We start from the raw sequence: 14,223 nt of genomic DNA, 5'->3' as shown, positions 1-14,223 counted from the left end.
AATTTTCATTACTTTGCACCAAATTTTAAATGCTTTCTTACTTTATGAAAAGATCAATACTTGCCCTTATGGCACTTGTACTGCTTACTGCTTGTAACAACAATGATCACGGTGATACTAACCTGCATATCACCGGAAACATTAAAGGCCTTAAACAGGGCAAACTATATATTCAAAGGGTGGTTGATACTACACTGGTAGCAATTGACACTATTGTTATAAATGGAAAATCATCTTTTGAAAGCCATTTAAAAATAGATTCTCCGGAAATGCTATACTTGTTTCTAGACAGGGGTCAAACCAATTCTATAGACAACAGTCTTCCGTTTTTTGCAGAACCGGGTAACATGAAGATAGAAACATCTAATGATGAGTTTTTTTACAGAGCTAAAGTGACCGGATCTAAAAACCAAAAACTGTATGAAGATTTTCTGCAGATGAAAACAAGATTCACTAACGACAACCTTGCGCTTGTAGAAAAAAATCTTGAGGCTACAAAAAACAGTAATGTAAAACAATTAGACAGTATTGCCACAAAAGCAGATCAGCTTATTAGAAGAAGATACCTGTTTACAGCAAACTTTGCGCTAAACAATGCTAAACACGAAATAGGCCCATACATAGCATTATCTGAAATTGCCGATGTAAACATTAAATACCTTGACACTATCCAAAAAAATATGTCTCCTGAAGTAGCTAAGTCACTTTATGGAAAGATGCTTACTAAATATGTAGCTGAAAGAAAAAAAGCAGCAACCGAAGCTGTAAAATAATACCCTGAGTATTGCTATGAAGATCCAGGCCTATTCTTTTTTTTGGACAGCGACGATATTAATTGTTTTTTTAGGCACACTGCTCTTTGTGGCCAAAGACAACAGCACAATTGATATTAACATCGGCGATACCTATTATGTAATTGCTTATGTTACACTTGCCATATTTTTTGCACCATTATACTTTATACAGGGTTTGTGCTACCGCCTGCTTTTAAAATACAATAAGAGACCAAGCCCATCGCTTACCCAAAGCCATACACTTTTATCTATTGGCGCATTTATAGGCTTCCTGCTGCTTTTATTGATAGTAAACATAATGCATAACCCCGATAACCATTTAGGAAGCACAGATCTTGTAAAAACAAAAACGATAGGCATGCTTACTATACTTTTTGCTCTATTATTAGCACAACCCATATTTTTAATGAACATGGCTGTTGGATTAAGAAGGAAATAACAGTAATATATTCCACTATAAAAAAGCCGCTTAAGTAATTAAGCCGCTTTTTTATTTTAAAATTGACAGTCTTCGTAATTAACAAAACCCTATAAAACACAAAAACCGCTTAATTACTTAAGCGGTTTTTTTATTGAGCCGATAGAGGGACTCGAACCCACGACCTGCTGATTACAAATCAGCTGCTCTAGCCAGCTGAGCTACATCGGCGTCTTCAATACGGGTGCAAATATATATCCTGAATTTGAATTTTCCAACTAAAGTTCACCTATTTATTGCATTTTTTTTCAAACCTCTAAAAATAAGATAACTAGGATATACCTTAAAAAGTGGGCCCTTATAAAACATAAAAACCGCTTAATTTCTTAAGCGGTTTTCTTACTGAGCCGATAGAGGGACTCGAACCCACGACCTGCTGATTACAAATCAGCTGCTCTAGCCAGCTGAGCTACATCGGCGTCTTCAATACGGGTGCAAATATATATTGTGAATTTGAATTTTCCAAATATATACCTGCACTTTTATTGATTTTTTTCAATTACAGAGCGTTGATTTTTTCAACTAATTGTCCTGCAGTTTGTTCTAATTCTTTATTGATATTTTTGTAGTGTTCTTTTTTGTTTTCTACTTTCTTATCGTTAAGTTTTTTAATAAGGCTATCAAAAGAAGCAATTGCCTCATCTACTAAAGCTTCAGTTTGCTCGGTTGGTTTTCCTGTTGTTGTCATCTCCCAAAGGTAAACTGCTTCAATAATATCACCTAATACGAAATTGATGTCTTTTTTTAAATTTTTAACGCTTGCCATCTCTATATAATTTTTAAATTCTTGTGCAAAACTACAACTATTCTTTTACTGTTTTGTTAAGAAATGCATATTTCTAGAAGTGTAGCTGTCCCGGATAGGATAAAAACCTTTAATATCGCGGGTACAAGCACGGTATCACCCTTCTTGAAATTATACTTTTCTCCACCGGCTTCTATACTAAATTCGCCTTCGGTACAAATATAAACGGTAAAACTGCTTCCGTCTTTACTTACTCCCATACTACCGTTAAGCGGTAAATAACTGGTCGTGAAATAAGGACAGTTTACCATAGCATTACTTTTGTTCTCTATGGTAGTATAATGTTTTTGGGTATCGGTAGTATTATAATTCATGGCATCCAGCGCCTGATCAACGTGTAACTCTCTTGAATTACCCTGAGCATCTACCCTGTCCCAATCGTATATTCTATACGTAATATCGGATGTCTGCTGGATCTCTGCAACCACAATTCCTGCGCCTATGGCATGAATGGTACCTGTTTCCAGAAAGAATACATCTCCTTTTTTAACCTCAACTTCATTTAGTATCTCAATAAGGTCTTTATCAGCTAAATGTTTGAGGTATTGTTCCTGACTCGATTTTTCTTTAAACCCTACTATAATGCGTGAGCCTTCGTCGGCCTGCATAACATACCACATTTCGGTTTTCCCGAAAGAATTATGGCGTTTCCTTGCCAGTTCATCATTAGGGTGTACTTGTATAGATAGTTCCTTATCGGCATCCAAAAACTTAAACAGCAATGGAAACTGAGTACCAAACTGTTTGTGCACTTTAGCCCCAAGAACTTCTTCAGGGTATAATTCTAATATATCTGTAATGGGTTTGCCTTTATAAACACCATCTTTAACTACACTTACATCGCCTTCTACAGCCGATAACTCCCAGCTTTCTCCGGTAGTTGGTGTAGGCAGGTTTTTCTTGCCAAGGTAGGTTTCTAATTTTGTTCCGCCCCATATCCTATCTTTAAGGATTGGTTCAAAAATGAGCGGATATACTGCTAAGCTCATAATTATTCTCCTTTATAGGTTACAAAATTTCGTGGTGTTTCATACAACACCACTTCTATTGCCATGGCAGCATCTATACGTTTTCTTATTCTATTCCAAATTACCACTACGATATTCTCGGCAGTAGGATTCAGATCGGCAAACTCTGGTACATCGAGATTTAAATTCTTATGATCAAAAGGTTCTTCTACCTCCTGGGTAATAATATCCTTTAATATCTTAATATCGATAACATAGCCGGTTTCCGGGTCAATTTCTCCGGTAACACTCACGGTAAGCTCATAATTGTGCCCGTGAAAATTATGATTGTTGCATTTACCGAAAACAGCATTGTTCTGCTCCTCCCCCCAGTCCTTGCGGTACAGGCGGTGGGCAGCATTAAAATGAGCTCTTCTGCTAACGGTTACTTTCATAATCTTGTCTTTATGGCTTTTAGCACCTTATGTAATCTAAGGTTTATAAATATCAACTAACTAGTGTTTAACTAAATTTTATGGTCTTCCAGGAAATGATAAAACTCATCAAAAATAATCCTGAACCAAACAGTATAAATTTCCGGATTGGCCTGCATGTCTTCTTTTACAGCGTCAATGCTCATCCATTTCCAGCTTTCAGCCTCCTCAGTATTTATGTTTGGCGCATCATTATAATAGCCTATCATGACGTGATCCAGTTCGTGTTCAGTAAGTCCGTTATCAAAGGGTGCCTTATAGATAAAAGAGAAAAGTTCTTTTAATTCGGTCGTGAATCCCATCTCTTCCTTAAGTCTTCGGGTACCTGCTTCAATATTACTTTCACCTTCCCGCTGATGGCTGCAGGTAGTATTTGTCCACAATAACGGTGAATGATATTTCTGGGCAGCACGCTGTTGCAGCATGATCTCATTATTTGTATTTAATACAAAAACCGAAAATGCGCGATGCAGTAAAGCCTTTTCATGGGCTTCCATTTTAGGCATTAAGCCTATCTGTTCGTCCTGTTCATTTACCAGTATTACTCTTTCTTCTGTCATAACATGCTAATAGCTTCCAAAAATAAGAAAAACTTAGCGAAAATGAAGTATTTAAGACGGGGTGTATCTTATAAAAACATCAAATTGCAGGTAGTAAGCAGTATAAAAATAGAGTGTGGCTCAATAATACTTAAAATCATTTTACTGCATTACGATTTTTATCCTGCAAATTTTAGACCATTAAAAAGCAAACAATCTACTTAATTTATACATTTATATTATGAAACATCTATTTATTACTATCGTACTGTTTATTAGCACTAACACACTATTAGCGCAAGAAAAAGGAATAAAGCATCCCTCCTCTTTTTTTCCTTCAAAAAAAATAAAGGTGCTGGTTGTAGGGTCTTTTCACTTTGAGTATCCCAATCTGGACGCCGTTAAGGTTGATGATGATGAAAAAATTGATATACTAAAAGAACCTAAAAAGACTGAGCTCACTGAGCTTGTAAACTATATTAAAAAATTCAAACCCACAAAAATTGCTATAGAGGCTACTGATAAATGGAAAACTACCAACAAACTAGAACGCTATAAAAAAGGTGAGTTTAAAGATAAAAGGGACGAACGCTACCAAATTGCAATGCGCATTGCTAAAGAACTAAACATAAATGACATTTATGGTATTGATGCATCTACCCTGTCTGAAACCCTTGAAGAAAAAGATTCTCTATATACTCAAAAACTATTCAAGGATTTTGATTTTGAGAATGATGATAAATACAATGGTTATTACAGAGAATGGGCAGAATATGAAAAAAAGATGATTCCAAAAACAAATCTGCTAACCTATTTTAAACACCTTAACTCCAGAGAATACCATAAAATGGATTATGGCGCATACCTGGTGGGCGACTTTAAACTGGATAACCTGAGAGGCCCGGATATACTATCGATATGGTGGTACAACCGAAACCTGCGCATATTTAGAAACTTACAGCAAATCCCTGCTACAACCGAAGATCGAATATTAGTCATATTTGGTAACGGTCATGCTGCTATTTTAAGACAGCTCCTGGAAAGTTCTCCGGAATATGAATTTATAGAATTTGACAGTTTGAAATAGTTTTTTCAATATTCTAATTCTTCTACTTTAGTTTTAACTTTTTTAGCTGATCCTTTATGCAAAAACAACCCGTACAATTTGTTATTCCTTTACTTATAAAAACAGTATTCCTGTTATTATTTCTAAATACATCTAACCTTTGTGCTCAAGATGATTTAGTAACACAAACGAAATTGCAATTTACCGAAGTAAACAATGCTGCCATAACAGACGGTAAAGACCTTAGAATTTATAATCTTCTTGAAAATTTTTATAACGAAGTGCTTCAGGATGAAAAAGGTGAATTGTCTGAGAAAACAGTAGCCACTATTTATGAACTATTAGATAACGATGCAGTACCCAACTGGAATATACTGTTTATGTTTATGACCTACCAACAGCATATTTCGGAAACGGCTGCTGTAGGTAAGCAGGCTAATATAGAATTTCAATTGCTGGCTACCGACCTGCTCGTTAAGGAATGCCTGAAAATTTATAAAAAATTACCGGCTGTTGTAGCCATATACCAAGGTGAAGCCTTTATGTCTGCTGAGAAAACAGATCAGGCTATCTCCATTTACAAAAAACTGCTGATCGAAAAACCGAATTGCGTTCCTGCTAAAATATACATCTATATGCTATCTAATGATGCAGCAGAAAAAGACAAAATTTTTGCAGATCTTTCCAAAAATAACCCCAATCACTGGATGGTTATGGAGTTCTTAAAGTCGTAAAACCAAAACGGTATTTTATGTAATTTAGCCCCTTAAATTTAGCCCATGCAAAAACAGCTCTCCCGTTTCGACCTTTCCATGCTTGTAGTGAGCCTGGTAATAGGTATGGGTATTTTCCGTACTCCGGTAAACGTTGCCCAGAATGCCCAAACTCCCGAACTGTTTTACTTTGCATGGATTGCGGGCGGACTTATTGCATTATGCGGCGCCCTTACCTTTGCAGAGATCGGGTCACGCTTTCCCGTTACCGGAGCCTATTATAAAATATTTTCTACCGCCTACCATCCTTCGGTAGCCTTTGCCATTAACAGTATTGTAATATTTACCTATACCGGAGCAACTGCGGGAGTCACCCTGATAGGCTCTGAATACCTGTGCAATGTTATGATGCCTGCCGGATCGGACACCCGAATACCTGTATTTATTACTGCCTTTACAAGTATATCAGTATTCTTCCTGCTTAATCTATTAGGATTAAAAGCCAGTTCTAAAATACAAAACCTGCTTACCGGAATTAAGATCACACTGGTGCTACTGCTTATATGTGCTGTATTCGTGCCTGTGCCTGCAGAAACCATTCAGGTTGCTGCAACACCTGCACCCGCAGTGGTAATGGGCTGGATCGATTATGTAAAAGCTTTTGGTGCCTGTATGGTTGCTGTTTCTTTTAGCTTTACAGGCTATCAGCAAACCATAAACTTTGGAGGAGAAACTAAAGATGCCCGCAAAATAATGCCGGGTGCTATAAAAACCGGACTGCTTATCATCATCACCCTGTACCTGCTTATTAACTATGCCTATGTAGAAGTTATAGGTTTCGAGCAGTTAAAAACATCGGGCAGTATAGCTGCGCTGCTTGCCGAAAGGTTGTTTGGCCCTATTGGGTTTAAGATCCTTTCGGTGCTTATTTTCCTGTCGGTTCTGGGTTATGTAAATGCCAACTTACTGGCTTGCCCGCGCATTATGTATGCTATGGGTCAGGACGGTGCCCTACCCCGCGTTTTTGCTAAAACAACAAAAAACGGTACGCTCATTACAAGCCTTACCGTTTTTACACTTATTACTCTGGTTACGTTGTTCTTTGCCAAAACATTCGACAAGATCCTTAACTATACCGTATTTCTTGATTGCTTAGGTACTGCTTTTGCAGCTGCTTCTATATTCTTTCTACGAAAAAAAGCCAAGGAAGCCGATAGTAAAGACATTTATAAATTAAAGCTGTACCCGGTACTCCCTATTGTTTTTATTGCTGCATTTTTGTTTGTAGCCTATAGTATTTATGCTGCCGACCCTTTTACTGCACTTACTGGCATAGGCATATTTTTAGCCTTTACTGCAATCTATCTTATAGTACGGTTGATAAGGCCTAAAACAGTTTAATTTATCCTTTCGAATTTAAAATTCTTTGCCCTTGGATGGTTCAGGATAAATTCGTTTGCAACTCCATCGGCATTTCGTTGATAAGTAATTTTTCCTTCTTTAATGCTAATTAGATTTTCATCTACAATTTCTGTTGTTTGGGCTATACCCTTATCAATAGTGTAATACAAGAGGCCATCTTTAATAAAGAAGTCATACTCAACATTTAATAATTCACTTCTAAAACGACCGGTATAGCTTGTAAAATCGGCCATAACTGCACTATCTACCCTTTTAAAATCGGCCTCTTGTCCTTCCTGGTTTAAATGCAGCATCTGCGTCTTGCCATTCTTCTCATCATTAAATGTAAAAACAACATCAGGATCTAACGGAAAGGTATTCGAATTGGATGCATTAACACTCAAATAAACGCCATCCCATAATTGGGTAAAATTCAAAAAACCATCGTTAGCAGTAACTTTATAAGCTACACCCGGCTCAAATTCATAAATACCAACATATTTTTCCAGGACATCCTTTGAGAGTTTTACAGTGGGAGCGGGCATCGCTGCTTTTGGCATTTTAAAGCCAAACCCCAGCGATAAATTTGCGGCTGCCTGGAATAGTAGTGCCTTCTTGGTTTCATCGTTATTTGAGAGAATGATCACATGCATCTTAGCTTCGGGCAAATAGGTCAGGTCATTATGAAACCCCTCAACATCACCTCCATGCGATATACATTTTTTACCTCCGTAGTTCGTTATAAAAAGACCTTTCGTATAGAACGATTTGTTTTCTTTATCAAACTCATAAGCATCCTGATTAAGTATTGTATTCCAGAACGCCTCTCCCAATACTTTTTTGTTATCCATTTCCGTAAGCCATAGATTGAGATCCTCCGCAGTTCCATAAACACCTCCGCCGGCTATAGAGCCTTCACCGGAGTTTACAGGACAGATAACATTTATTCCATTTTCTTTTTTGTAGCCTGTTGCCGCATTTTTAACACTATTAAATGAATAACTATAATTTGTATTCTTCATTTTTAAGGGTTTAAAAATATTCTTTTGGGCAAAATCTACAATCGACTCACCTGATACCTTTTCAACTATTCGAACCAAATACCAATATCCCGAATTGGAATAACTAAATGCTGTACCCGGTTCGAAATCGAGTTCCTGTGGCGCCAATAGTTCTCTTATTTCTTTATTAGTATAATTTAATTTCTCTTTCCCTTTTATAAGCGAGATAACCTCGTGGTTTTTTATTCCACTAGTATGGTTCAGCAGGTCTAGTATAGTAATATTCTTTTTGCTGTATTCAGGGAAGTATTTTGAAAGCTGGTCCTTAAAGCTTAATTTATGCTTTTGTTCCAGCAAAACAATACAGGAAGCAGTAAACTGTTTTGAAACCGATGCCAGGCAAAATACAGTTTGGGGAGTTACCGGTTGTTTCTTTTCGATATTGGCATAACCTGCCTGTTTGTTGTAAACCACTTTACCGTCTTTTACAACGAGAACAGAGACACCTGCTGTTTCGGGCTTATTATACTGAACAAGTAGGGAATCTACGGGCCAGAAATTGTTTTGAGAATGTAATGACGCTGCTAAAAATAACAGCATCCCTGCGAATAATTTTTTCATTTTGATTTTTGATTGATGATGTAAAAATAGTATTCCGCGAAAATAACCACATCTCCTTAATTAAAAAACGAATTACAGTTTTTTATCATCAATCGCTTTCTTTAGTAACTGTTCCAAAGAAAACATCATTCCGGACAAAGTTATACCCCTCAGCCGTTTTTTCAATTACATATTCGCTAAGTGTGATGTTAGGAAAGCTGTCTTCTCTCTTCGGACAGGAACGAGAATATGTTATAGTGTCTATATGAAAATTGATATACTTTTCATCTTCTATTGAATACCTGCCATATATAGTTGTATAGCAATTATTACCGCATGGCCCACCTTGCGACCGATAACTTACAAAAGCACTTTTGGGTTTTAATTCTAACCAGGAATTCAAAAAATTATTTGAAACAGATTTAGACAAAACATACTCCTCTGCTTCACCCAATCCAAACTGAATATTTGTTTTCCATTTTCCAACAAGACCATCCTGGGCAAAAATGACAGAAGTGGTAAAAAATATGATAAATAGGAAAAGCGATTTTTTCATTAAGAGTAGTTTAAAAATCCATTCTATAAAATTAATTTACCATCTCATTATTTTTTACCGAGCAATTTCTCAATAAAATGAGTAAGACTATTCTTTAACTTTACAAAAGCTATGCCTTTTTTTGACTCAAATTTTTAAAAATAGTCCAAAAGTGGAACACTATATTAAAAACTAGTATAAAACAATCACTATCAACACTTTGTCAATAGTTAATATTCCTCTCCAAAAGTGCATTTTGAAAACAAAAAGTGGATAATTAAAATAGGATAATTAAGGATAAAATTAACTCAGCGTCTCAACACATTTAAGGGCACATTTCTCACCATCAATAGCGGCAGAAATAATACCTCCGGCATAACCGGCACCTTCTCCACACGGATAAAGGCCTTTAATTTCGAGATGTTCTAATGAGTAATTATCTCTGGGAATACGCACCGGCGATGATGTCCTGGATTCCGGGGCATGTAAAATAGCCTCGTTAGTAAGATAGCCACGCATTGATTTACCAAATTCTACAAACCCCTGACGGAGCGTATTGGTTATAAAATCAGGGAATACTTTACCTAACTCTACTGGAGTTGTGCCCGGCACATAGGATGTTTTAGGAATATCTGACGATACTTTAGACTGTGTAAAATCAATCATTCGCTGCGCAGGAACACGCTGTGTCTCCCCTGCTAAATGCCATGCCTGCTGCTCTATACTCTTTTGAAATTCCATTCCGGCAAGGGCTCCAAATTTTTCAAAAGGCTTGAAATCTTCCAGCTTAAGTTCTACAACAATTCCTGAATTTGCCGTTTCCTGATCACGTTTTGATGGCGACCAACCGTTGGTTACTACTTCTCCAGGGCTCGTAGCACAGGGTGCTATAACGCCTCCCGGACACATACAGAAAGAGTACATACCACGGCCTGCAACCTGTTTTACAATAGAATAAGGCGCCGGCGGTAAATATTCGCCACGGTAATCACAGCTGTATTGTATAGTATCTATAAGACTTTGCGGATGCTCGGCACGAACGCCTAGAGCAAACGGTTTTGCCTCTATAAAAATCTTTTTACGGTCGAGTAATTCAAATATATCCCTGGCAGAGTGCCCTGTCGCAAGGATAATTTTACTGGCATGTATAGTATCATTATTCTGGGTTACAACACCCTGAACTTCGTTGTTTTTTACAAGAATATCGGTAACACGGGTTTCAAATAATACCTGTCCACCATACTCAATGATCTTTTCGCGCATGGCTTTAATGATCTTTGGCAGCTTGTTTGTACCAATATGCGGATGGGCTTCTACCAATATTTCGTCTGATGCGCCAAAGGCTACAAACAGTTCCAGAATACGGTCTACATCACCGCGTTTTTTAGATCGGGTATACAGCTTACCGTCAGAATAGGTACCTGCTCCACCTTCGCCATAGCAATAGTTAGAGTCTTCATCTACAATATGGTCACGGTTTATCGCTTTAAGATCACGGCGTCGCTCCTGAACATCTTTACCACGTTCCAGCACTATTGGTTTCACACCAAGCTCTATCAATTGCAATGCAGCAAATAAACCGGCCGGTCCTGCCCCAATTATAATTACTTCCTGAGCATTGGATACGTCCTTATATTCAGGGAGTTTAAATTTGGTTTCCACATACTCTTCATTCCAGTACACAGCCACTTTAAGGTTTATCTTAACGGCTTTTTGGCGCGCATCAATAGAACGCTTAATAATAGCGATGTGCTTTATTTCATCAGGTTTAACCTGCATGAGTTGGGCAATGTGTGCTGTTAGCAATGGCAGCTGTGCAGCTACCTCGGGTGCGACCTGTATCTGAATTTCTCTTGGCATGGCGCAAAAATAATGATTATTTTTTATTATCTGCTCCTATTGGGCCACGACAACCTCAACACTATAAAGCATACTATTCTTTGGCTTCAAAGGCATATAAGGCAAAGGATGCCAGCCAATGTTCACCTTCATAATTACCATCGGTAATTGCGGGAAGTGAGAATTTTAAGTGGGTATCGGCAAGGGTCTTAAGATGCCCTAATTGCTTTGGATACTGTTTTGCCAATCGGTATAGATTCCAGGCACGGCTAAAGTTAAGCCCGTCAAGATGCACCAAATGTCCGTCAGTACGATCTGAAACCTTTGCTGTATCCCAGGTAAATTTTTTATCGAATAGGGCTTTAGAAAAATCTTTTAACCATTTAAGGAAGTCGTCTGCCGGCATAATACGCTGCATAATACCGATCTCTTCCATACATGGCGAAAGAAAATCAGTGCCGCTTGGCTCCCAGTTGAATGGGCAGTCCCTGTCATTTTTAAAAAGGCGGAGCGCATTGGTCCTTATACTTTCCTGCAATGGCAGGTTCTTAGCATACACAGCATAATCCCAGGCCAAAGAAAGTCCGAAAGCTGTGTTGGTATGCGTTCCGTTTCGCAAGGGATAATTCAGCTTTGGTAAAAACTCAATATAACGGTCTACCAGTATATTGGTAAGCGGTTTAAGGTTTATAGCCAGTTCTTTTGCATAAGGTTCACTAGCTGTTTCCAGTTCATACTGCAACTTTAGCAGCCACGCCCAGCCGTAAGTTCGCTCATACGATTTTTCATGTTTTTTATTGAGATAGTCCACTTCCTTTTGGATATTCTCCTGAGAAAGATTGGTCTTTAGCTTACTGATAATCTCCTGTTTATTCTCAAGATTTGGAAATTTCTTTAATAGATATACCAAACTCCAATGCCCGTGTACCGATGAATGCCAGTCGAAACAGCCATAAAATGCCGGATGCAGTACTTTAGGCGAAGCTAACTCGCTGGAGTCAATAAGCAGCTGGCTTAGCTTGTTTGGATACTCCTGCTGTAAACATTTGATAGGAAGCTTTGCCAGGTCGTTTGCCTGATTCAGAGTAAGTTCCTGTGCAAAACTTATTGAGGCAATAAATAGTAATCCTGTTATATAGTAGTTCTTCATCACTTAGATTTTATTTTTGATAAGGATTTTAAAACCTTACAGGCATAAATATAAAAGTTTAAAATAATAAAACCTACATCGTTTCAAAAACCTTGCAGCTTTCATAAAGTTTGTAACTTTACTGCTTTAAAGGACTACATATAAAAATGAGAAAAATAAAACTTATCTGGGATTTTAGAGGGCCGGATGCTGCAAGAACAGCCGAACACCATGAAATACATCTTAAAGAATACATTGCTATTGAAAAACTTCCGCTAAATATTACAGGTCATGACATCCTTAATGAGATGCATGCTATTGCCTATATGGTTGTTACCGACGAGCACATGATCCCGGTAAGAGATGCATTAAAACCGCACCGCGGCGAACTTTACGAACAATAGCCAAATTGCTTTTTCTTAATCTCCGCCTTTTTTGGACAGAAGGAATACTGTAGAAATAACACAAACGCCACCTATCAGTTCAGGTATACCAAATGCAACCTTTAGCCATACTATAGCAATTATAGTTGCCGTTAAAGGTTCTACCGATGTGAGCAGCGTTGTAATATAACCTCCTATTATTTTAACCGAACGCAGGTAAAAAGAAAACGCCAAAAGGCCACCTATCAGCACGATAAAAGCGAATAAAGACAATGTGGTTAAGTCCCACGTACCACTCACATCCCACGGAGCATGTACAAAACTAAATAGTATACCTCCCATAAGCATTGCCCAGCCAATAACAATATTAGCCGAATATTCCTTTAGTAGCCTTACTGGCTGGATAGCATAAAAAGCCAATCCTGCCGCAGATAAAAGTCCCCAAAAGATAGCTGTACCCGATATGGCAATAGTATTGATATTACCGCCTGTTGCCAATAAAAAAGTCCCGGTTAACGCCAATATCAAGGCTATCGTTTCTTTTTGTGATGGCCTTTTTAAATTGACAATTGCATAATAGAGTGCTATTAAAACAGGTGCCAGATACTGTATAATGGTTGCAGTAGCCGCATTGGATGCTTTTATAGTAGCAAAAAAAGTATACTGCACCGCTATCATAGCTATACTGAAAACCATCAGTGCCAGTGCATCTTTCTTATTTTTCCAAACATCAATAATCTGTTTCCTTTTACTGCTAAAGCAGGATATTAAAAGCAATATTATTCCCGGTATTAAAAGCCGCAGCGTGATAAGCCATTCAATATCCATAGCCTTGGTTACTACCAGGTACTGCACCATAGTACCATTCACACCCCATATTATTGCTGCAGATAAAGCTGCGATATAAGCAAAAAACCTTGAATTCATTTATTGTACTTTAAGCGGCAAAAATAATCTATCGCAGACGAAACATTTCCTTTACTTTTACGGGTATAATGCAATTTTGTTTCATATGAGTTGGAAAAACAACACTTCTATTACCCTCGACCGATTCGATATTTCGATTTTAGATATTTTAATGAAAGACAATATGACTCCGCAAAGACAAATTGCCGAAGCCGTAAATCTTTCGGCAGCAGCGGTACAGCGAAGGATTAAAAAGATGACTTTAGCCAGTGTTATCCATTCTAACATTGCCATAGTAAACCCGATAATGGTAGGACTTCCCATAACTCTTATTGTAGAAATAGAGCTCGTTGATGTTAGGAATGATGTGATTGAAGAAGCCAAAACAAGGCTTTTAAACATGCCAGTAGTACAGCAATGCTATTATGTAACGGGACAGGCCGACTTTTTCCTGATCCTTCATGTTGCTACAATGGCTGATTATGAGAATTTTTCAAGAAATCTTTTTTTCACCGACCCGAATGTAAAAAAGATACGAACTTCTGTCGCTATTGATTCGGTTAAAGTAGGACATACATTGGCCATAAAATAAA

The 14,223-nt window shown here is 37.7% G+C and carries 16 protein-coding genes and 2 tRNA genes; 7 read left to right on the top strand and 11 right to left on the bottom strand.

Annotation, left to right across the window (positions count from 1 at the left end):
* Positions 1–44: 44 nt before the first annotated feature.
* Positions 45–773 (top strand): DUF4369 domain-containing protein, encoded by a 729-nt coding sequence (locus EPI11_RS04210; RefSeq protein ID WP_128388702.1) that lies wholly within the window; start codon positions 45–47, stop codon positions 771–773.
* Positions 774–789: 16 nt separating this feature from the next.
* Positions 790–1,233 carry a hypothetical protein gene (locus tag EPI11_RS04205; RefSeq protein ID WP_128388701.1) on the top strand — a complete coding sequence of 148 codons (444 nt, stop codon included), beginning with the start codon at positions 790–792 and terminating at the stop codon, positions 1,231–1,233.
* Between the two features lie 136 nt (positions 1,234–1,369).
* Here the strand turns inward: EPI11_RS04205 and EPI11_RS04200 are convergent.
* From EPI11_RS04200 to idi, 6 genes are all read right to left on the bottom strand, one after another.
* Positions 1,370–1,443 (bottom strand) — tRNA-Thr (locus EPI11_RS04200).
* Positions 1,444–1,617: 174 nt separating this feature from the next.
* Positions 1,618–1,691 (bottom strand) — tRNA-Thr (locus tag EPI11_RS04195).
* A gap of 80 nt (positions 1,692–1,771) precedes the next feature.
* The gene (locus tag EPI11_RS04190) at positions 1,772–2,038 is read right to left on the bottom strand and encodes a hypothetical protein (protein WP_128388700.1); all 267 of its coding nucleotides are present in this window, start codon (positions 2,036–2,038) and stop codon (positions 1,772–1,774) included.
* Positions 2,039–2,094: 56 nt separating this feature from the next.
* The gene (locus EPI11_RS04185; RefSeq protein ID WP_128388699.1) at positions 2,095–3,066 is read right to left on the bottom strand and encodes a type I phosphomannose isomerase catalytic subunit; all 972 of its coding nucleotides are present in this window, start codon (positions 3,064–3,066) and stop codon (positions 2,095–2,097) included.
* A gap of 2 nt (positions 3,067–3,068) precedes the next feature.
* Positions 3,069–3,479 carry a 6-carboxytetrahydropterin synthase gene (locus EPI11_RS04180; RefSeq protein ID WP_128388698.1) on the bottom strand — a complete coding sequence of 137 codons (411 nt, stop codon included), beginning with the start codon at positions 3,477–3,479 and terminating at the stop codon, positions 3,069–3,071.
* Between the two features lie 71 nt (positions 3,480–3,550).
* Positions 3,551–4,078: an isopentenyl-diphosphate Delta-isomerase gene (gene idi, locus EPI11_RS04175; protein WP_128388697.1), complete on the bottom strand. Its 528-nt coding sequence runs from the start codon at positions 4,076–4,078 to the stop codon at positions 3,551–3,553.
* Positions 4,079–4,298: 220 nt separating this feature from the next.
* Between idi and EPI11_RS04170 the strand changes: the two genes are divergently transcribed.
* Genes EPI11_RS04170 through EPI11_RS04160 form a run of 3 tightly spaced genes read left to right on the top strand, consistent with a single transcriptional unit; the run spans position 4,299 to position 7,237 of the window.
* Positions 4,299–5,144: a DUF5694 domain-containing protein gene (locus EPI11_RS04170; RefSeq protein WP_128388696.1), complete on the top strand. Its 846-nt coding sequence runs from the start codon at positions 4,299–4,301 to the stop codon at positions 5,142–5,144.
* A 56-nt stretch (positions 5,145–5,200) separates the two neighbouring features.
* On the top strand, positions 5,201–5,857 hold the full coding sequence (locus tag EPI11_RS04165; protein WP_128388695.1) for a tetratricopeptide repeat protein: 657 nt from the start codon (positions 5,201–5,203) through the stop codon (positions 5,855–5,857).
* Positions 5,858–5,902: 45 nt separating this feature from the next.
* Positions 5,903–7,237, top strand: coding sequence for an APC family permease (locus tag EPI11_RS04160; RefSeq protein WP_128388694.1), 1,335 nt, complete (start codon positions 5,903–5,905; stop codon positions 7,235–7,237).
* Here the strand turns inward: EPI11_RS04160 and EPI11_RS04155 are convergent.
* The 4 genes from EPI11_RS04155 to EPI11_RS04140 form a co-directional block, all read right to left on the bottom strand.
* Positions 7,234–8,859: a serine hydrolase domain-containing protein gene (locus EPI11_RS04155; protein ID WP_128388693.1), complete on the bottom strand. Its 1,626-nt coding sequence runs from the start codon at positions 8,857–8,859 to the stop codon at positions 7,234–7,236. The two genes, EPI11_RS04160 and EPI11_RS04155, sit on opposite strands and share 4 nt — an antisense overlap.
* Before the next feature lie 88 nt (positions 8,860–8,947).
* Positions 8,948–9,394 (bottom strand): hypothetical protein, encoded by a 447-nt coding sequence (locus EPI11_RS04150; RefSeq protein WP_128388692.1) that lies wholly within the window; start codon positions 9,392–9,394, stop codon positions 8,948–8,950.
* Positions 9,395–9,676: 282 nt separating this feature from the next.
* Entirely contained in the window at positions 9,677–11,233 is a 1,557-nt protein-coding gene (locus EPI11_RS04145; RefSeq protein WP_128388691.1) for an NAD(P)/FAD-dependent oxidoreductase, read from the bottom strand.
* A gap of 73 nt (positions 11,234–11,306) precedes the next feature.
* The gene (locus tag EPI11_RS04140) at positions 11,307–12,362 is read right to left on the bottom strand and encodes a DUF2891 domain-containing protein (protein WP_128388690.1); all 1,056 of its coding nucleotides are present in this window, start codon (positions 12,360–12,362) and stop codon (positions 11,307–11,309) included.
* Positions 12,363–12,508: 146 nt separating this feature from the next.
* Here EPI11_RS04140 and EPI11_RS04135 point away from each other — a divergent pair, with 146 nt between their 5' ends.
* Positions 12,509–12,745, top strand: coding sequence for a hypothetical protein (locus EPI11_RS04135; RefSeq protein WP_128388689.1), 237 nt, complete (start codon positions 12,509–12,511; stop codon positions 12,743–12,745).
* A gap of 15 nt (positions 12,746–12,760) precedes the next feature.
* On the opposite strand, the gene EPI11_RS04130 is transcribed toward EPI11_RS04135, so the two are convergent.
* On the bottom strand, positions 12,761–13,651 hold the full coding sequence (locus EPI11_RS04130) for a DMT family transporter (RefSeq protein WP_128388688.1): 891 nt from the start codon (positions 13,649–13,651) through the stop codon (positions 12,761–12,763).
* Between the two features lie 85 nt (positions 13,652–13,736).
* On the opposite strand from EPI11_RS04130, the gene EPI11_RS04125 reads away from it, so the two are divergent.
* The gene (locus EPI11_RS04125; RefSeq protein ID WP_128388687.1) at positions 13,737–14,222 is read left to right on the top strand and encodes an Lrp/AsnC family transcriptional regulator; all 486 of its coding nucleotides are present in this window, start codon (positions 13,737–13,739) and stop codon (positions 14,220–14,222) included.
* Position 14,223 lies beyond the last annotated feature (1 nt).

This window comes from Flavobacterium cerinum, from assembly GCF_004028155.1.
In the GTDB taxonomy this organism is placed as follows: Bacteria; Bacteroidota; Bacteroidia; order Flavobacteriales; family Flavobacteriaceae; genus Flavobacterium; species Flavobacterium cerinum.
This window is presented reverse-complemented; position numbering and strand designations above follow the sequence as displayed.